At 48.6% G+C, this 19,525-nt stretch carries 18 protein-coding genes and 1 pseudogene; 9 read left to right on the top strand and 10 right to left on the bottom strand.

Going from position 1 to position 19,525, the window contains the following annotated elements; translation table 11 throughout:
• Positions 1-28: 28 nt before the first annotated feature.
• Both PN498_RS23375 and PN498_RS23370 read right to left on the bottom strand, forming a co-directional pair.
• On the bottom strand, positions 29-415 hold the full coding sequence (locus tag PN498_RS23375) for a DUF6335 family protein (RefSeq protein ID WP_272065832.1): 387 nt from the start codon (positions 413-415) through the stop codon (positions 29-31).
• A 282-nt stretch (positions 416-697) separates the two neighbouring features.
• Complete coding sequence (locus tag PN498_RS23370; RefSeq protein WP_272065831.1) at positions 698-1,186, bottom strand: hypothetical protein; 489 nt, start codon at positions 1,184-1,186, stop codon at positions 698-700.
• 357 nt (positions 1,187-1,543) lie between these two features.
• Here PN498_RS23370 and PN498_RS23365 point away from each other — a divergent pair, with 357 nt between their 5' ends.
• From PN498_RS23365 to PN498_RS23355, 3 genes are all read left to right on the top strand, one after another.
• Positions 1,544-2,911 (top strand): MFS transporter, encoded by a 1,368-nt coding sequence (locus PN498_RS23365; protein WP_272065830.1) that lies wholly within the window; start codon positions 1,544-1,546, stop codon positions 2,909-2,911.
• 228 nt (positions 2,912-3,139) lie between these two features.
• Entirely contained in the window at positions 3,140-4,174 is a 1,035-nt protein-coding gene (locus tag PN498_RS23360) for an AAA family ATPase (protein WP_272065829.1), read from the top strand.
• 3 nt (positions 4,175-4,177) lie between these two features.
• Entirely contained in the window at positions 4,178-4,729 is a 552-nt protein-coding gene (locus tag PN498_RS23355; RefSeq protein ID WP_272065828.1) for a hypothetical protein, read from the top strand.
• 129 nt (positions 4,730-4,858) lie between these two features.
• Here PN498_RS23355 and PN498_RS23350 read toward each other — a convergent pair whose 3' ends face one another.
• Together PN498_RS23350 and PN498_RS23345 are read right to left on the bottom strand one after the other, a co-directional pair.
• Positions 4,859-5,446: a TIGR04376 family protein gene (locus PN498_RS23350; RefSeq protein ID WP_272065827.1), complete on the bottom strand. Its 588-nt coding sequence runs from the start codon at positions 5,444-5,446 to the stop codon at positions 4,859-4,861.
• A 49-nt stretch (positions 5,447-5,495) separates the two neighbouring features.
• Positions 5,496-6,530, bottom strand: coding sequence for a hypothetical protein (locus tag PN498_RS23345; RefSeq protein ID WP_272065826.1), 1,035 nt, complete (start codon positions 6,528-6,530; stop codon positions 5,496-5,498).
• 334 nt (positions 6,531-6,864) lie between these two features.
• Between PN498_RS23345 and PN498_RS23340 the strand changes: the two genes are divergently transcribed.
• Positions 6,865-8,523, top strand: coding sequence for a CTP synthase (locus PN498_RS23340; protein WP_272065905.1), 1,659 nt, complete (start codon positions 6,865-6,867; stop codon positions 8,521-8,523).
• Positions 8,524-8,550: 27 nt separating this feature from the next.
• On the opposite strand, the gene PN498_RS23335 is transcribed toward PN498_RS23340, so the two are convergent.
• Positions 8,551-9,726, bottom strand: coding sequence for a GNAT family N-acetyltransferase (locus PN498_RS23335; protein WP_272065825.1), 1,176 nt, complete (start codon positions 9,724-9,726; stop codon positions 8,551-8,553).
• A 49-nt stretch (positions 9,727-9,775) separates the two neighbouring features.
• A complete protein-coding gene (locus PN498_RS23330; protein WP_272065824.1) occupies positions 9,776-10,459 on the bottom strand; it encodes a RibD family protein in 684 nt (227 codons plus the stop codon).
• 309 nt (positions 10,460-10,768) lie between these two features.
• On the opposite strand from PN498_RS23330, the gene PN498_RS28660 reads away from it, so the two are divergent.
• Positions 10,769-11,044: a putative toxin-antitoxin system toxin component, PIN family gene (locus PN498_RS28660; protein ID WP_442951442.1), complete on the top strand. Its 276-nt coding sequence runs from the start codon at positions 10,769-10,771 to the stop codon at positions 11,042-11,044.
• A gap of 52 nt (positions 11,045-11,096) precedes the next feature.
• On the opposite strand, the gene PN498_RS23325 is transcribed toward PN498_RS28660, so the two are convergent.
• From PN498_RS23325 to rpsB, 3 genes are all read right to left on the bottom strand, one after another.
• A complete protein-coding gene (locus tag PN498_RS23325; RefSeq protein WP_272065823.1) occupies positions 11,097-12,218 on the bottom strand; it encodes a hypothetical protein in 1,122 nt (373 codons plus the stop codon).
• A gap of 520 nt (positions 12,219-12,738) precedes the next feature.
• On the bottom strand, positions 12,739-13,398 hold the full coding sequence (gene tsf / locus PN498_RS23320) for a translation elongation factor Ts (protein WP_272065822.1): 660 nt from the start codon (positions 13,396-13,398) through the stop codon (positions 12,739-12,741).
• Positions 13,399-13,449: 51 nt separating this feature from the next.
• Positions 13,450-14,238 (bottom strand): 30S ribosomal protein S2, encoded by a 789-nt coding sequence (gene rpsB, locus PN498_RS23315; protein ID WP_272065821.1) that lies wholly within the window; start codon positions 14,236-14,238, stop codon positions 13,450-13,452.
• Between the two features lie 353 nt (positions 14,239-14,591).
• On the opposite strand from rpsB, the gene PN498_RS23310 reads away from it, so the two are divergent.
• From PN498_RS23310 to PN498_RS23300, 3 genes are all read left to right on the top strand, one after another.
• On the top strand, positions 14,592-15,806 hold the full coding sequence (locus PN498_RS23310) for a type IV pilus twitching motility protein PilT (protein WP_272065820.1): 1,215 nt from the start codon (positions 14,592-14,594) through the stop codon (positions 15,804-15,806).
• 3 nt (positions 15,807-15,809) lie between these two features.
• On the top strand, positions 15,810-16,562 hold the full coding sequence (locus tag PN498_RS23305) for a circadian clock KaiB family protein (protein WP_334312282.1): 753 nt from the start codon (positions 15,810-15,812) through the stop codon (positions 16,560-16,562).
• Between the two features lie 147 nt (positions 16,563-16,709).
• Positions 16,710-17,870: a transporter substrate-binding domain-containing protein gene (locus PN498_RS23300; protein ID WP_272065819.1), complete on the top strand. Its 1,161-nt coding sequence runs from the start codon at positions 16,710-16,712 to the stop codon at positions 17,868-17,870.
• 72 nt (positions 17,871-17,942) lie between these two features.
• Here the strand turns inward: PN498_RS23300 and cofG are convergent, their stop codons facing one another.
• Entirely contained in the window at positions 17,943-18,920 is a 978-nt protein-coding gene (gene cofG, locus PN498_RS23295; protein WP_272065818.1) for a 7,8-didemethyl-8-hydroxy-5-deazariboflavin synthase subunit CofG, read from the bottom strand.
• A 337-nt stretch (positions 18,921-19,257) separates the two neighbouring features.
• Here cofG and PN498_RS23290 point away from each other — a divergent pair.
• Positions 19,258-19,525, top strand: a pseudogene (locus PN498_RS23290) (photosystem II q(b) protein); the annotation flags it as partial.

Raw genomic sequence — 19,525 nt, 5'->3', positions numbered from 1 at the left:
CATCCTTTGCATAAAGCGACGCAACTCATTATGCAGATGCGCCAGGTCCTTTCGAACTGGGATCAAGCTCATGCCTCTGATCGTCTCGTCGCTGCATCTCACGAAAGACATCAACAGGATGTTCCGGCTTATTGTTGATGCCAACTGCCGTAGCAATGTCATCAACGTTGCTCTGATCTGGGGTCGGCGTCGTCCCCCCGATCGCTTCTTCACCAACAACTTTGGCTTGTTCCTCCATTGCATCAGGATCATCTGCTGTCGTTGGAAGTCCTGCTGCCATAGGGTCTTCGTCGGTAGCACCATGTGCCCCAACCATTTCGCTATTGTCTTCCAACCCTACCCGGGCGGCTTCAACAGCAAGCTGTGCATCGGAAATTGCCTCCTGATGGGGCTGATTTGGTGTGTTCTCTTGCATGATTCCTTCACGTAAACAACGATAGATTTAAACCTGCATCCGACTTCCAGCGCTCCAGTATGCCGATGCTGAAGGGTGTAAAAACTCAACGTTTTGGCAATTGAAAGCTCAGCAGCATAGACCGCTACAGCAAAACCTTCCTGTCCACATGACAGGGGGTAGCTTTATTGCAAGTGCGCTGTAGCCCCTGAGCCAAGCGTCGTCATGACAACCAAAATCAGACGAGGGTACAAGGCTACAAAAGTTTGCTGATCGCAGCCTAACTAAAGCAACTTGCCCCTATCACATAGCAGCAGGGTTTATGCCGAAGAAAATGAGCCCAGCCAAAGACCCAGCTAAAACCCCATAACAGCAGGCCATCAAAGCGCCCATCGTGTTGCCACGCTTGTATCGCCAAATCATTGCGGAAAGGGTGAATGAATAGAGCAACTCCTCTAATGGAAATCGTTCCAAAGGGCTACGCCCATCGATACCTAACAGCAACATTGTCCAAAAAAGAAAAATAATGAAGTTGTTAACAACGGGAGCACGGCTCTCGCGAGCATTGGTCTGCAGGCGAGCAAGAAAGCCTAAATAGATAGCAACCAATAGTGGAAACAGAGCAGCAGCTAAGCTACGAACCCCTGTCCAGGAAGATATGGAAAAAGCCACCAAAACACTCGACAGAAGCTGGTATAAAAGCAGACCAACTGCCAAAAATAGCGCAAAAAGAGTGACCGCTCCCCTCGCACCCTCAGTCAATCTACTAGAACGTCGCCGTTGTCGATACATGGCACTCTCCACCCTGAAACTGGATGACTCGAATTACTCAAAAACTGGAAGCAAGATTCGGGACACAGCTTTTGCCGCAACACTTTCAACAGCAAAAAGCCCATCTGAAATCCTATTCACCGAAAGCGTAACAGGTTCACGTATGTTGACTTATCGTCCAACTGACGGATTTTCCATGAGCCAAAATCGCCGTTGGGAGAGAGTTAGCCTACACCCTGTCAGTGAATTGAGTTAATGTTTTTTTATTGCTTCCGGAGCTTTTCTTAGCAGCGGCAGAGCGCTCTATAGCGACATACTGAACATCTAATTTGACATTCAATCCTGCACTACACCGTTTGACAGTATCGGAGACGTTCTTTGACTTCATCACAGGTAAAGCCAAAACTAGCCTTCTGGCAGCTCTGGAATATGAGTTTTGGCTTTTTTGGCATTCAGTTTGGCTGGGGTTTGCAAATGGCAAACACCAGCGCCATTTTTGAACATTTAGGAGCTGATGCCCACCAAATTCCTATTCTTTGGCTAGCTGCCCCACTCACTGGGCTGATCGTACAGCCGATCATCGGCAATCTGAGCGATAACACTTGGGGAGTATTGGGACGCCGTCGGCCCTACTTTTTGATCGGTGCCATTTTTGGGTCATTAGCACTGATATGCATGCCTAATGCAGGCAGTCTTTGGATGGCTGTGGGCTTGCTGTGGCTGTTGGATACGGCTGCTAATGTCAGCATGGAACCGTTTAGAGCATTCGTGAGTGATTTGCTGCCGCCCAAGCAGCGCACTAAAGGGTTTGCCATGCAGAGCTTGTTTATCGGTCTGGGGTCTGTATTAGCATCAGCTCTACCTTGGGCCTTATCTAATATTTTCGGCCTTGTTGATGAAACGGACGTGAATGGTATTCCCTCTGTGGTGAAACTGTCTTTCTACATTGGGGCAGGTTTCTTTTTGGGAACAGTTTTATGGACTGTCTTGACGACTGAAGAGCGACCTCCTCGCGATATGGAAGCATTTCGTGAGCAGCAGGAGCGACGACTAGGGGTTGGTGCGACAGTCCGTGAAATCGCTGTCGCTTTCAAACAAATGCCTAAAACGATGCGTCAGTTGGCTTGGGTTCAGGGGTTTAGCTGGCTTGGGATGTACTGTGTGTTTTTGTATTTTCCAACAGCGATCGCCCATAATCTGTTTGGTGCAGTTGATGAATCCTCCGCTCTCTACAGCCGTGGCATCGAATGGGCTGGATTATGTATTGCTGCCTACAACGCTGTCTGTTTCTGTGTTTCATTTTTGTTGCCAAGATTGGCGATCGCAACGAGTCGCCCCACAACACACGCGCTTTGTCTCACTTGTGGCGGTTTAGGGCTGATCTCTTTATGGTTTGTGCCCTCGCCCCGTTGGGCACTGCTACCAATGTTGGGATTAGGTGTTGCTTGGTCGAGCATCCTATCACTGCCCTATGCGATGCTGGCAGGGGCGTTACCTGCCCGTAAAGGTGGTATCTACATGGGCATTTTCAATATGTTCATCGTCCTGCCGGAAATTGTTATCTCGTTAGGACTAGGCTGGTTCATGGCTCATGTCTTGGGCAACAATCGCCTGCTGGCAGTCGTCCTAGGTGGATTCTGCTTTCTCATCGCTGTGCCCTTCACCCTACGAGTTGAAGAGGCAGTTCCCCAACCTACAATTCAGAGCGCTCCAGAAACTTCCTTGGAAACTGAAGCAATTAGCTAACAGCAGATATATCTCATTGCTAATTGACGCCTATTTCGTCTGCTTTCAGCCCTTCCATAGTCCATTTGAGAACGGGCACTTTTACCATGATGCCGAGCTTGGCCAAACTCATAATTTCTGTAGGCCTATAGAATTGAGATGGATACTACGGCTGAATGCAGGTTTTGATCCAAGAGAGTTTTTGACAAGTCTGCAATTATATTTTCCTATACGAATTGTGAGAAGTGGATGATTAGTCAAGTTTCTATTCAAAACTTCGGTCCCTTTACTCATTTAAATTGGGATACCCAGAATCATATTAATCTTTTGATTGGAACAAATGATACAGGCAAGACTTATTTGCTAAAGGCTCTTTATTGCATTGTCAAGAGTCTTGAAGAATATACAAAACGCCAACAATCTGACCGAGAGCCCTGGAAAGAAATCTTGGCCGACAAACTGTATTGGACATTCCAGGTTGGCCCTAATGGTTTAGGGGAAATCGTCAACAAAAGCGAAGGACGTTTGCGTGTTAGCGCAGAGCTATTAGAGAAGTCCTACTACTTTGCTTTTGGTAAAGATACGACTCGTCGAATTCTAGATTGCTCTGATGTCAAAGAACCTGTAACAGCTCTGAACACCTTATTTTTGCCGCCCAAAGAGGTACTGACTGCTCTGGAAGCGATCGCTGCTACTCGCGAACAACTCCATATTTTTGGATTTGATGATACCTATCAAGACTTAATTACGGCTTTAAGATTACCTCCACAAAAATCAAATCTACCTCAGCGATTGAATAAAGTCCTACAATCGTTAGAGAAAGTTTTCGAAGGAGAGGTGGTTAAGGAGGGAAAAGAGTTTCTTTTTCGGCGAGGAAGGGAACGCTACAGCATGTCACAAACGGCAGAAGGAATCAAAAAGATCGGGATTTTAACAACGCTAATCAAAAACGGAAATCTTAACAAAAACACCATCCTATTCATTGATGAGCCCGAAACTAATTTGCATCCTTTAGCTGTTTTTGAGTTAGTAACAATGCTATTTGAACTCAGCTCAATCGGAGTTCAAGTTATTATTGCAACTCATAGCTACTTTGTCGTCAAGCAGTTTGAAATGTTGTCTCGCAAGTACAACAAACCTGTCCAACTGTCTTCGCTAATACGGGATGGACGAGCGATTAGTCTAAAATCTGCCTCCTTACAGTGGGGAATGCCTGATAATTTGCTAGTGGAAGCTTCTATCAAACAGTACGAAGAGGAAGTGCTACTTGATTTAGGAGCTTAGTGGATGGCGGTTTATCAAGAAAGTGGATTGGAGGTCGATCTTCCAGATCATCAAATTTTTCGGTTTTGTGACTGTACTGCCTATCGCAGACTTAGTAGCTATAGCCTAAAAGAAATGGATTTTGGATGGTGGGATAACCAAGCGAGCACCTTGTGGCTTATGGAATTGAAAGATTATTCGCGGTTGGCTCTAGAAGATAAATTACCCAACAATCTCTTTGGGAATTTTGTTGATAAAGCCACTGATAGCTTGATGATGCTGGCAGCAGTTTGGTCCAATTCAGAACACGGACAAGCACTTGGACGATGTTTGCCAACACCGTGTACAAGTTTTCCGCAACAACCGCACGAAATTAAACTTGTTTTTGTTCTAAAGCTTGAAAGCCAACAATTACTCACACAGTTATCTGCATTAAGTGTTCGCCTTAGAAATCGTCTACGAGGAAGGATTGCCCTGTTTAACATGAGCATGACCGACCTTATCCTACTCGATCACATGACAGCCATTCGAGCAGGCTTGCCTATCAAAATTCCATCAACGGATTCCCTGCCATAAAGCCAACGACAGCTCTCAGCTACACTACTTTCTACTAATTTTTTAGCTTTAAGCATCTCGGTTAAAGGGACTAGCAGCCAGATCGGGAAGAATGCTACCTCTTTGTTCTTTGAATCTCTGCGAAGGAAGTCAGCGTCCCATCTGACGCTTGAGGTCTTCCAGTTCCTTTTCGGTTTCCCATCTTTGAAACGTTTCCTCTAGAGGATCGAGAGGTTTGCCGAAACCCTGGTATGGACTCTGCTGCCACCCAGCAGTCTGACGACTTTCGTAAGTAGAAGCGGCTTGGGCAGCAGCTTGGGTCGCCTCTGCCGCTGCAATCTTCACCTTCAGTTCTCGGCGTCTTTCATGAATTTGACTTTGCAATTGACGGGTCTGTTCAACCTGCTCCTGGATGCCCTTCATCTGGCCCCAGAGGTGATTTCCTTGTCGCAAAAGGGCAGCCTCCCGTTCCTGAGCAGGCTGCACTAGGTCTTGACGATTTGCTGCCTGAGCTTTTTGGATGCGGGCGTGCCAGCGCTGAATTGCCTGGGCTGTAGACAAGATATTATCCTCTAGCTGCTTTTCTCGACGCTTCAAGTCACCAAGCAGATTAATAGCATCTTCCTCTTGTCCTCGAAGTTGTTCTTCAAGAGCCATGAGTTCTAAGTGAGGATTCGCTTTTAGAAATTCGTCTAGGCGACTTTCTAAGAAGCGACTGAGATCTTCAAACAGGCCCATTCAGCGTGACTCCTCCAATGAATCTTTCATCACTGTAGAGCAAGCCACCCTAAAATCGCTGCCCGATGTAGAGACTTCTTACTTCACCGTTACGCCGAATGACGGCCTCTTCATTAGCAACAGACACTAAAGACCAGTCGCTGCTGCCAACCCGTTCGCCAATGTAGACTCGCTGCGGCACACCGTCAATCTCAAAGAGGGCGGCAGAGCGATCGCCCAACTCTAACACCCCCAGCAAAGTATGAGGAGTGGACGTGGCAGCAGCAACAGCCCCAGTCCCAGAGACCTCACTACCAGCCGGTGCTGGAGACCCTTGCGTGGTGGGATAGGTTGCTGGAGCCTGTGCTGATGGATAAGGCACATACACGCGCTCAATGACATTAATTGAGCCGGGAGGTCCAGCTGGAACACCGTTGGGCGGTGGCGTAGGAAGTGCATTGTTGCCAATTGGCGGTAGACCCACGGCTCCATTGTTGAGCGCGATCGCAACATCTGAAACGTCGGTTGTTGCAGTCGAGGTCGCTGCCGGTGCATTCTGAGCGATGACATCAAGCGATCGCTCTAGATACTGCAAAAATTCGGCATCTGGATTTACCGCAAGGCTATCTGCAGGAGTCGGTGCCGGAACAGTCGTCGTGATGGGCACCTGCTGTCGTTGATGAAACCATAGTGCCAACGTTGCGAGTACAGAAAGGCCTGCGGCTCCAAGCAAAGCCCGATTAAGCGTCCAAAAATCTTTCCAACTTTTTTGAGTATTAGTTGGTGGATCAGGACTCGGGGAGGGTTCAGCAACTGTTGTCAAAGCACTTGATAACGGCGTCAAATCGCTCTCGGCAGCGTTATCAAGCAAAACGGCGGGAAGACCTCCCTCCGTAAAACTCAATGTCAGCTCAGAAGCGGGTGCCGCATCCAAGATTTCAGGCTCTGAAACAGTGTTGAGCGCTTCAACATCTCCCTCCAGCGCCCGCTCTACTCCATTAAACAGCTCATCCATGAGCCGCTCAGCATACGCGCTTGCCATTTCGTCGGGCTGAGTTTGTTCAATGGAAAATTCTAGGTCTGGGGAGGTTTTACTGTCAGTCATCTCTTGCTCTCATGGAAGAACCACCAAGTCAAATACACCATACTTACTGCAGGTTGTGGCTCTTGCCAACCAAAATCTTCCATATGACGTTAGCAAGTTCTCAAAAAGTGCAACGCCTCTTCCCGGAATTGTTAAGAAAATTAACAACTAGGGCTAGGGCAATCATACTGTAGGGTCGTTCGGATGCGCTTTTAAGGTTAGAGGATGACAGTCGGAAGATCGGTGACTGTGGCAGAATTAATGGGTTAAAACACCAGAACGGATGATTGCTGTTGGCCGTTTGGTGAGATTGCGGCAGTGCGATCGCAGCTGGGCTTGGGGATTTATAGAGAATATGGCTAAGTTTGTCTTCGTCACAGGTGGAGTTGTTTCCAGCATTGGAAAAGGAATTGCCGCCGCTAGTTTGGGGCGTCTACTCAAATCTCGCGGTTATTCCGTATCGATTTTGAAATTGGATCCCTACATCAACGTTGATCCCGGTACGATGAGTCCGTTTCAGCATGGCGAGGTCTTCGTGACGGAAGACGGTGCAGAGACGGATTTGGACTTGGGACATTACGAACGGTTTACTGATACAGCAATGTCGCGATTAAACAGCGTCACGACAGGCTCTATCTATCAAGCTGTCATCAACAAAGAGCGTCGTGGTGATTATCAGGGCGGCACAGTTCAAGTCATTCCTCACATTACGAACGAAATCAAAGAACGTATTCATCGGGTTGCCCGCGATACCAATCCTGACGTAGTCATTACCGAAATTGGGGGAACGGTCGGCGACATTGAATCTCTGCCTTTCCTAGAAGCCATTCGTCAGTTTCGTAAAGACGTTGGTCGGCGAGAAGTACTCTACATGCATGTGACACTGGTGCCCTACATTGCAGCGGCTGGTGAAGTCAAGACTAAGCCCACTCAACACTCTGTCAAAGAAGTGCGCTCCATTGGCATTCAGCCCGATATCCTCGTCTGCCGCTCAGAAAAACCTCTACCGTTCAATATCAAAGAGAAAATCTCTGAGTTCTGTGATGTCCCTGCCAACTGCGTCATTACAACCCACGATGTCAGCAGCATTTATGAAGTCCCTTTGATGGTTGAGCAGGAAGGCTTGGCTCATCAAGTTCTTGACATCTTTGGCATGGAGCAGCGTCAACCGGATTTGACCCATTGGCAAGCGATCGTCGAAGGAATGCAAAACACGCACCGGAACATTGAGATTGCCATTGTCGGCAAATACGTCAGCCTGAATGATGCTTACAAATCAGTCAGTGAAGCTTTGCAGCATGCGGCGATCGCAACTCAAGCCGCACTCAAAATTCGTTGGGTCAACTCAGAAGAGTTGGAGGCCCAAGCAGATGCAAACCAATATCTTCGCGGCGTTGATGGCGTGGTCGTTCCAGGGGGTTTCGGCACCCGTGGTGTCGATGGCAAGGTGCGCACCATCCAGTACGTACGCGAGCAAAAAATCCCTTTCCTAGGACTGTGTTTGGGAATGCAGTGCTCTGTTGTGGAATGGGCACGCAATGTCGTTCATTTAGACAATTCCAATAGCTCCGAAATCGATCCCGATACCCCCAATCCAGTGATTAGTCTTTTGCCTGAACAGCAGGACGTTGTTGATTTGGGTGGCACTATGCGGTTAGGTCTCTATCCCTGTCGAATCAAGCCAAACACTCTCGCAAGTCAGCTCTATCAGGAAGAAGTCATTTACGAACGGCATCGCCATCGATACGAGTTCAATAACGCTTTTCGCAACCTCTTCCTTGAGTCAGGTTACGTTATCAGCGGCACCTCTCCCGATGGTCGTCTTGTCGAAATGATTGAATATCCCGAACATCCCTTTTTCATTGCCAGCCAGTTTCATCCTGAGTTCCGATCGCGTCCCAACACACCTCATCCTTTATTCTTGGGCTTTATCCAAGCAGCCTGCGACCAAACGGCGATCACTAGACCAGAGATGATCCCAACGGCGAGGGTTGAAGAGTACGTGGGTGGATAATCCAATGAGCAAAGGCACCAGAGAAAATCAATTCACCTCTTTCAGAGGCAAGTCCGCGTTGATCGCCTCAATCTCCAGTTGCTCCGCACGGTTGATTTCATCAATGTAATTTGTGAGTACCTTTTGCAGCCGAGGGGCATAGAAACGATGCAGGCTGTAGTTAGGACGGGCTGGGAAGCCACGACGTTTCTTATGCCGTCCACCGGCCCCTGGATCAAAGGAGTGAATGTTGTGCACGATCGCCCACTCGATTGGATAGTAATAGCAGGCGTTGAAATGGAGATGATTGTATTCTTCGCGACAGCCCCAGTAACGTCCATAGAGGCGATCGCCCTTGTGTAAGCAAAACGACATCCCGACTGGACCATCACTGTCTTCGCTATACGCCGCAAAGAACACCACTCGATGGGCGTAATTAGGTGACAGCTGCTCAAAGAATTTACGGGTCAGATATTTGCTGCCCCACCAGCCAAACTTGTCACAGGTATCAGCGTAATAGTCATACATGCGAGAGCAGGTGGTGCGGTGAATGTCTTCTGCTTCGATCGCTTCGATTCGCAGATTAGCTTTCTCCAGAGATTTGCGTTCCCGCTTAATATTGCGACGCTGATTAGCGTTGAAACGAGCTAGATAATCATCGAAGGTTTGATAGCCCTCGTTTTGCCAAATATAGCTGTGGTGTAACCACTTGCTGAAACCGACCTGCTCCATCAGCAATCGCCAGTCGGGATCAGCATAGAGAAAATGACAACCAGAGATATTATTGCGATCGCAAAATTCATCAATGGCCGCCACCATCATTTCAGTCAGCAGCATTTCGTCTTCATCAGGAGCAATTAAAAAGCGATAGCCCTCGGCTGGAGTAAAGGGAGACATGCCCAAGAGCTTAGGGTAGTAGTCCACGCCCATGCGATGAGCCAGATCGGCCCACTGGTGATCGAACACAAATTCGCCATAGCTGTGACTTTTAAGATAGAGCGGAGCCGCTGCCACTAAGGTACCGCTACGCCAGACGGTCAAATGATTCGGCAACCAACCTGCATTAGCAGTGGCGCTGCCGGAACGCTCCATATTGTTCAGCCATGTCCACTCTAGAAAAGGCGTTGCCAACGGGAGGGCCATCTCGTCCCAGGCGGCTTGAGGAATTTCTCGAATTTGACGAATCCAGGTGACGGTGTATTGAGGCTTGAGCTGTTGAACCATAGGATCCAGAGACGACAGAACCGCGATCGCAGACCCTTATTAGGGTAAATCAATCACTCTCTGGATGGCAGCGGCAATAGTGCAAAAACACTTCACTGCCCATTGTTTTCACCTCTAAGAGCTGAAGACGGATAGCTAACTCAGTCGTCAAGCCTTGCCCATCAACAGGCGTCGGCGCAGTCTTGCCGCCCAACAACAGGGGGCAGAGGGTGAGATAGAGTTCATCAACTAAATCTCGCTCTACGAGATCAGCCACAAGCGTCCCGCCTCCCAGCACGGCTAAACGCTCAATGCCAAGGTTGTAGAGTTTTTGCAGAATATCCTGCCAATCCGTCGGTGGCCTTAACCAGGGAGCAACGTAGTCAAATGCTGGACTCTGCCGCCAGCGATCGCCTCCCGCTTCAGACGTCAGCAACCAGCGCGGCACCGATTGTTGAAAGAACCTCAGCTGTGGATCAAGTTGTCCGCTATAGGAGCACACGATTTGCACCGGTTGCGGCGGTTTCTGTGCTTTGTGTCTCTGCACCAGAAGTGCCCCATCCCGAACAGGCAAACAAGTACCGTAGGCCCTCAATGTCCCTGCCCCAGATAAAACACCGTCTGCCTGAGCAATTTGAGTTTCAAGGTGCTTCAGGTCATTGGCAGAAGAGAATCGAGCCGCAGTGCGATCGCGATCGGCGATCTTGCCATCGGCACTCATCGCCAGAACAACCGTCGTATGAGCACGAAGCATATTCACTTAGCTACACTAAATCGACACAAACGCAGATTACGAATCCCGTGGACAAATACGTTGAAAGCTGTAGTCTTTACTTCAGACATATACTTCAGACACAGAGCTTACCGACGCATATAGGCTTAGGAGGTGAATAACTTGTCTTATGGAGCAACGCTACCACTACTTGTAAAAGTTTAGTTGTAAAAATAAAGCGGGTGAGCCGAAGGCAATTTGTCCATACCGTTATTAGCAGTCGACCAAGTTCTATTGTTTTGTTAGCCGAGGCCAAGGTCATTACGCTCGTCATTTCAGAGCCAATTTTTAATGAAATTAGTCGAGTGTTCCATTAACAAGAAGTTGAAAAACAAAATTGACAATTTACAAACAACTCCAGATGCTCTGATAGGAATTGTGAGATCGCTCAGCAGGTTTTACGTATGTGCAGAGCTTGAGGTCCCAAACCCACGGGACTCTAATGACTCCATCATTTTGTCTACAGCTTTATCTAGCAATACAGACGCCATCGTCACTGGTGATCACGACCTTTTAACACTTGTAGAATTTTGCGGTATTCCTATTTTGCGTCCTCAAGATTTTTAGAAAGATAGTCTCTTTGAACATCACTAAAAGTCTTCTGTTACCGGTCCTCTGCTTACTCATCAAACCAGGTTGCTCGCCAGGCATGTTCGGCGTCGGCACGTGCTTTTTCCTGCTGTAGCTTTTGATATCGACTGCCTAAACGCTTGAGTCGAATCAGAGCTTCCTGCAATCGACTGCGCCAAAGAGCTGAATGGGCATCGGCAAATTCAATGTCAGCTAGTCGTAGATTGATGGCAACTAGATGGGTCATCTCTCTGTCGGAATCATCGTTGTCTTCAAACTCTTCCTCTGCGTTTTCCGTGAAGTCATTGCCTTCATTATCCTCGTCGTTGCGCAGTTCACCTCCCATTTCCACTAGCACATTTAACACGTTAGGGGTGTTAGAGCTGCCTGAGTCACCGGCTTCTGCTTCCGCAGCGGCGGCAATGACCATTTCGGGCAAGTCAGGCAAGATATGAACCTGCTTCAAAATATAGTTAGCCAGGCCAGACAAGGTTTGCAGCGTTGCTCTCAGATGACGCTCTAGGAGCACATGGCGTTTAGCCAAGGTGACCGGCGAGAGGGGTTCAGCCCCAAAAACGGCAAACAATGACAAAGATGCGCTTAAGCGCTGAATCATCTCCGACACTTCCTTAGAGCCGTTTATAACGTTTTCATCACTGGCTGCCAGAGTCTCATCGGTGGTCGGGTTAGAAGAGGATTCTTCTGTGGGGTGCTCTGTGGTTGCGATCGCATCTTCCGCAATATCCCTCACCATTTGAGCATCGTCTGTATCGTTCGCCTGCGCAGGCTCCGCTTGAGGGATTTGGGCTGAGCTATCCTCTGAAACATCCTCTGAGCCATCCTCAGCTTCCAAAGCCTGCTTGAGTTGAGCTTCAAAGTTAGCCAGATTAACAATTTTGCCGAGCTGCTCAATTTGAGTTTGCCCTTGAATAGCAACTTTGCGAATGCTAGCTTGGACCTTTTCTCGATGATTGACTGATAGCTGAAGAAATTTATCAGGATAGGCTTGCGTGCAAAGATGGTAAACCGCAAGGACAAGCTGTTGCCTCACCGCTTTACTCAATACAGAAAGATACTCCTGATAAAGAGATTTGAGCTCTTCGTTAATTTCAACAGTTTTCGTTTCTAGCTTGGTCAGATCTTTGGAAATTTGGTCAAGACTTCTAGCCATCAGTCATATCAATCTACAGTGGGACACAAAGGGATCCTGTTGAAATGCTCTCTGCAAGTATGCCGTCGCCAGTTCCGTTGGAACAAAACGACGAGCCATCTAGCTATGCCTTCAGCACCTAGAGGTATGGCGTACACAAGTCTAGAGGGCTAAAGCTCTATTTTAGGCAGTTGCATCAGCTTGGCAGAATGCTTGTCACCCTAACTTAAGATAGACAAGCATGTCGGCAATAAAATCAGGAAAGGGATGAACTTATAGCCGTCGCCAGTTCCGTCAGGATAAAACGGTGAGCCATTGGGCTACACCAACACGGACCCGGACGCTATTGGGCACACAAGCCTAGTGCAGCGTCAAGCTCAAAATTGTGAGTACCAGATCTTGCAGTTGAGCAGCTCAATAGAGCGAAAGCATTCTTAGCAAAAGAAGCAGGCGTATAATCCGCCTGCTTCTTAAGTAACAGTATACAGAGCTGGAGACTGGGAGCAGTGTTGATTCAGCCTAGAAGCCCTTGCCCGGATCGCTAGCTTTTGCCAGTTTGAGCAGCTACCTCAGCCGCAAAATCGACCTCTTCCTTCTCAATGCCCTCACCAAGAACAAATCGGGCAAAACGACGAACCTGGATGTTTTCACCCAGTTGAGCAACATACTTTTTAACCAGTTCATCAACTGTGATGTTTTGATCTTTGATGAAGGGTTGATCCAGCAGGGAAAGTTCTTTCAAACGCTTATCGATTCGTCCTTGGACAATCTTCTCACGAATGTTTTCAGGCTTGCTCGCTAGATCTTCGCGCCCCATTTCGATCTTCTTTTCCTGCTGAATCATGGCTTCAGGAATATCAGACACTCTGACATATTCAACATTGGGACAAGCCACAATCTGCATAGCAACATCCTGTGCCAATCCTTTGAAGTCATCTCCCTTAGCAACAAAGTCAGTTTCGCAGTTGATTTCAACCAAAACACCGACCCGTCCACCCGTATGGATGTAGCTGTGGACCAGTCCTTCAGCCGCTACTCGTCCCTCTTTTTTCGCTGCAGATGCAATGCCCTTTTGGCGCAGCCATTCAATGGCTTTTTCCAAATCACCGTTAGTTTCGGTAAGCGCCTTCTTACAATCCATCATGCCTGCGCCCGTTTTCTCGCGCAGTTCTTTGACTAATTTTGCCGAAATATCTGCCATATTGCCCTCGTTGCATCTCAAGTCGCTTTCATCTTCAGTGCGATCGCAGAACTATTCTTCTGAATCGTCCTGACCATCGGCAGACGGAAAGTCATCGTCTTCTGCAAAAGCCTCGTCAGCACCATCGTAGTCTTCGTAGACTTCTCCAGAATCAACTCTTCCGTGGGCTCCCTCATAGATGGCATCAGCCAGTCGCCCCACAATTAGCTTAATGGAGCGGATGGCATCATCGTTAGCCGGAATGGGAATATCTACGTCGTCTGGATCACAATTGGTATCCAGCAGAGAAACAATAGGAATATCAAGCTTTTTACATTCTTGAACAGCGTTGTATTCCCGGCGAGTATCAATGATGAGCGCTACATCGGGAGGACGTCGCATGGTCTTCAATCCGCCCAGATACTTTTGCAGCTTCTCTAGCTCTCGACGTAAGACGGCAGCCTCTTTCTTGGGACGCAGAGCGAGCGCTCCCGTCTCTTGCATCTTTTCTAGTTCCTTGAGGCGATCGCACCGCATTTTGATGGTGGCCCAATTCGTCAACATACCGCCAAGCCAGCGCTGGTTAACGTAATTTGCACCGCATCGCATCGCCTCTTGAGCAATGATGCCAGCAGACTGACGCTTAGTGCCGATAAACAAAAACTTTTGACCTTGGGAAGCCGCCTGCTGGACGTAGGCAAAGGCCTCATCCATGAGCTGAGCAGTTTGCACCAAGTCGATGATGTGTACACCATTACGCGACGTGAAGATGTAAGGAGACATCTTCGGATTCCAACGTCGGGTCTGGTGACCAAAGTGAACCCCAGACTCTAAGAGCTGAGGCAAAGAAACAACAGGCATTCAGTTTTACTCCTTTCGGGTTTATCCTCCACCTGGAAGTCTTCGAGAAGACACCCAAAAGTCCAGGTGTGCGATTTTACAGCTTTACTAGATTAACACAGCAGATTGTTAAATGAGCCCAAAAATCCAAACGGCAGACGGCATAAAAGCGTAATAAAAACAGTATTCAGATCGAGGAAAATGCACAAAAAACGCCGATTGATAAGAGCGCTGTGCTCTTCTGCAGTCACGATTCATCAATTCTCTCCCGAAAAATAAGTTGCAGAATTGGGAAATCTATGGAAGATGGAAGGCATCTGCCACGGCGTTTGCAATGCCTTATGCAACATTTGTAAACAAACGGAAAGCGTCCTATGTCTGCTGAGTCTCAACGTCCGCCTGCTCCGCGTCGTATGCCCCCTCCTCCTCCACCTGGAAGAGCAACAGCACCAGGTAGGCAGGCCGCTCCTTCTTCTGCCGCGCCTACGGGTCGCAGTGTGCCGCCGCCACCCGTAACTACCACCAAGCCAGGAATCACGCTCGAAAAGATTGCTAGAGAAGCTTTTGATAAGGGTTTTTCAGATGTTCACGTCGGGGTTGGGGAAGTGCCGCGTTTTCGCGATCGCGGACAAATCGCCATTACGGACTATTCGGTCACAGATGAATCCACGTTTTATCGCTGGCTGGAAGAAGTACTCAAGCCAGAAGAAATTCAGCGATTTAAACAGTCATTGGATTTTGATGGTGCTGGACAATTTGAGTTCTCTCGAATTCGAATCAATATCTTTGACACGCTGACTGGCCCGTCGATGGTCATCCGCTTGATTCCCAACAAGATTCTGACCCTGGAGCAACTGAATCTGCCTCCTGTTCTCAGAGATATCTGCCACTACCACAAAGGCTTGATCTTGGTGACAGGACCAACCGGATCCGGTAAGTCAACAACGTTGGCAGCCATGATTGACTACATCAATCGAGAGATGCCCAAAAACATCATCACGATTGAAGATCCCATTGAATTTGTTCACCAAAGCCGCAAATCCCTAATTAAGCATAGGGAAGTTGGGCGGCATACTCTGGAATTCAAAAATGCGCTGAAAGCCTCTCTCCGGGAAGACCCCGATATTATTCTGATCGGTGAGATGCGCGATAAAGAGACGGTTAACACGGCTTTGAAAGCAGCCCAAACAGGACACCTAGTACTGGGTACACTGCACACCAACAGCGCCGTTAAGACTGTCGAGCGGATTTTGAACATGTATGAGCCTGACCAGCAGACGCCGGTACGGGTTTCGATCGCAGAATCACTAGTTGCAGTGGTTGCTCAGGGCCTTTGCCGCACCACTGACGGCAAGCGAGCGGCCTTCCACGACATCATGATCAACACCGACGCTATCAAGGACTACATCATGCGCGGTGATCTAGATGAAGTGGAAGCATTGATTCCCAAATGTACGTTCGATGGCATGTGCACCATGAATCAATCTCTGTACGCTCTTTACGAAGCGGGCCGTATTACCGAAGAGACTGCACTGGAAATGTCGCCGCGTCAGAATGAAATGGCTCAGATGTTGAGAGGACGAGTCTAATTTGTGCTGGATTCTCCGCTAGTCAGTAGCGCCATCCCTCGACCGTTCAAAGGAATTGCCGTCTTTACGCCGGGGGGTGATCTGGTTTACTGCCGCGACTACCAGAAAAAAACGCAGTGGCACCTTAATTTATGTGGCGCGCTCCAAGAGCATTTGGGACTGGTTGAGTCACCTCACTTTTTAGTGCCTTACTTCACAGCAACAATTGACTGCTGGCGAGATCCATCACACCAGAATGTCCAAATAGTGGCCGAGGCCTATCCCTTGGTTTATCGCTATCAAGGTCTCTTGAACGCCGTTTTTGAGCTAGGAGACCTGGAATGGCAGCGCGTTATGCCGAGTCCTGAATATCGCAGTCTTTCAGTCTTTGAAACCCATCGATCGCACTTTCCTCAGCTTTGGGAAAGTCACAACCTCGTCCTCGATCTGTCCGATCTCGCTTCAGAGTTAACTTCAGCCACACCTGATCGAACTGCCGTAAAATCCTCGCCGGGTACCGTCTTAAAGTTATTCGTCTCTGGTCACTCGGCTCTCACCGAGCAGATTCTCAAAACGCTACAGGGCGTCCTCGAAAGTTCGCGCTATCGTCCCTACACTTTGCAGATGGTAGATGTTTCTAAGCATCCTGAACAAGCGGAGATAGACCAGATATCAGCAACTCCGACCCTGATCCGCATATCTCCCAAACCCGTGCGTCGTTTAGTGGGTGAGCTGCATGACCCCAGAGCACTTTTGAGTTTGCTAAGCGATTCATGATCAACGGAGATGCTGCATCGAACACCAAAACTCAGCAGAATCTCCCCTTGGGTCAGTTAACGCCAGGTTTCGTTTACCTCCCAAGGCGGTAGCGCCCCTTCAACAGATCCGTCACAGTAAGACGGTACTTAACGTATCTGCAAACTGATGGGAGTCAACAAACGATTGGAAACTCGCAGCGTCAGGCGATCGCTACGCTGGCTGGGTCTGTTTCTAGCGTGTTTGATACTGAGCTTCCATAGTTCACTTGCAATCGCTCAAACGCCCGAATCGCCTGACAATCCTGACACTAGTTCAGATATTGCTAACCAAACGCTAGCAGTCGGTCTCAGTCCTGTCCCGCCTTTCGTCATCAAATCGAGCAGCGCTGAAGAGGGAAGCGACTGGGATGGCATCGGAGTGCAGCTCTGGCGTGAAATTGCCCATGAACTTAACCTGGACTATCAGTGGCGTGAGCTGGAACCTCAAGAGGCGATCGCGCAACTCGAATCAGGCGATTTGGATGTTGTTTTAACGACGGCTACGGCACCCAAAGAGCAGCAGGTTGATTTCACTCAGAGCTATTTTGCTTCAACTTTAGGAATTGCAACAAGAAGACAGCAGCGGTTTTGGGACGTTGTGAAGGCTGTGCTGTCGCCCCAGTTCTGGAGAATTTGCCTATGGCTAGCCTTGCTATTAATGGTGGTTGGCCTTATCGTTTGGCTTTTTGAGCGACATTCCAATGAGAAGATGTTCGACAAATCGCCGCACAAGGGCATCTGGGATGGTTTTTGGTGGGCTGGCGTTACGATGACGACCATTGGTTATGGTGACAAGGCACCTAAAACGGTATTCGGACAGCTTCTAGCTTTATTTTGGATGCTGGTTGCCATGGGGATAACCGCTAGCCTGACCGCTTCAATCACTTCAGTTCTAGTTCTTGATCAAGGAATTCAAGCCATTCAGGTCCAGCAGTTGAAAACCATGCAGGTGGGCAGCATTACAAACACCACCGCAGCTCGATACTTACAACAACAGCAGATCTCGTTTCGGACTTATCCAACTCCTGAGGCGGGTCTTAATGCCTTAAAGGAAAACCGTCTTGACGCTTTCGTATACGCCACAGCACCACTGCAAACCTTGAATCAAGACGATTTTCAAAAACGATTTCGGATTAAGGATACAGGGGTACAAATCAGCCAGTATGCGTTTGCCTTACCCAACGACTCACCCTTGAGAGAGTCGCTGAATCAGCAGCTTTTGCAAGAGCTCAGCGAACCCGATTGGCAAACCATGCTACAGCGCTACTTACCGAGTTCCAGTGGTTAACATTGTCTCCGAACTATTGCCGTTGTTGCCCATCTGATCAGGTCATCAGCACCGTCAGCAACACGGTCAGTTTTAGCCAAGACATTGCCGCCATCGAGCAACGTGCTCTCGCAAAGGTGCTGACAACCAAGCATCATATTGCGGATAGACAGGCAATCTGACCGCTAAGCTCCAATTCTCAGTGCTGAGAAGCTGACCAAGTGAGTCAGGGGTCGGGTGGTGGTAATCAGGGTTGACTTCATCGACTGGGCCTAAGCCGCCCAAGTCACTCGCACCATGAGCGATCGCGGTTAAAACATACTGCCTATCAGTCACCAAGTTAGGTGGAATCTGAATCGCCACATCAGCGGGCAAATACTGTTTTGCGATGGAAACAAATGCGGCTAACGCTTCTGGGGTGAAGGGCAAACGAGCTTCTTTCTGATGACTGCCAGGCTGATGAGGCTGCAAAATCACCTCTTGAATATGGCCCCAGCGTTGATGAGAAGCCGCGATCGCCTTTAGCGTATCAATGCGATCGCGCTCCGTTTCTCCAATGCCCAGCAACAATCCTGTGGTAAAAGGAATTTGCAGCTCACCGGCTTGATCCAACTGCTGGAGTCGTAGCTCAGGTACTTTGCTGGGCGCATGGCGATGAACCCCTTTTAGTAGGGCTGGTGTCACTTGTTCCACCATCAAACCCATTGAAACATTGACGGGTTTGAGAAAAGCCATTTCGTCTCTGCTGAGTGGTCCCACGTTGGTATGGGGAAGTAATCCTGATTCCAGCGCTAATTGGCAAATGTTGTAAATGTGACACAGCCAAGCTGAGCGGCGATCGCTACGAGGATGGACCTCACCGCTGAGGACCAGAATTTCAATAATTGAGTGTGATTTAGCGAACTGAAGCTGTTCCCTCACAGTCTCCAGAGAAATCCAGGACCGGGTGTTGGGATCAACCCTGAAGTTGCAGTAAGTGCAGCGATTAAAACACTCATAGGTCGGAACAATAGTCAGCGCCGAACTGTAAGTAACAATGCCCTGCGAGTTTGGAATAGGCGAGGAAATCACAATCAAAGCCTGAGCACAAAAATGAGAAGACAGGCTGCCCACCCTGACTCTCTCAGAACTGTAACGAAATCATAGGCGTTCTATTGCGCTACAAGAAGCTTTTTGCCATCAAAGAATTAATGTTGTTTACATTCCCAGAGACTTTAATAGAACGAAACAGGCTGAAATCCTTACCAAAAGGAATACACAGCCTTCCCCCTGCGAGGGATTTAAGCTTTCCTTTACATGAAAACGCTTTACAAAACTCAGTACTTTCGTTACTATCACTTACACAGGTGTTCAAAAAACTTTGAATCCTGTCTCGTTCATAACTACCTTGAAAAAGGAATTATTCATCATGACAACTACACTACAGCAGCGCCAAAGCGCGTCACTGTGGGAGCAGTTTTGTCAGTGGGTCACCAGCACCGAAAATCGCCTCTACGTAGGCTGGTTCGGCGTGTTGATGATTCCTACACTGCTAGCTGCTACCGCTTGCTACGTGATTGCGTTCATCGCAGCCCCTCCCGTCGACATCGACGGCATCCGTGAGCCTGTTGCAGGTTCTCTGATGTATGGCAACAACATCATCTCCGGTGCGGTTGTGCCATCCTCCAACGCAATTG

Origin of the sequence: Oscillatoria sp. CS-180 (genome assembly GCF_028330965.1) — a bacterium.
Taxonomy (GTDB): Bacteria; Cyanobacteriota; Cyanobacteriia; order Phormidesmidales; family Phormidesmidaceae; genus Halomicronema.
Note: the sequence above shows the minus strand (reverse complement) of the source record. Positions and strands in the feature narration are given on the sequence as shown.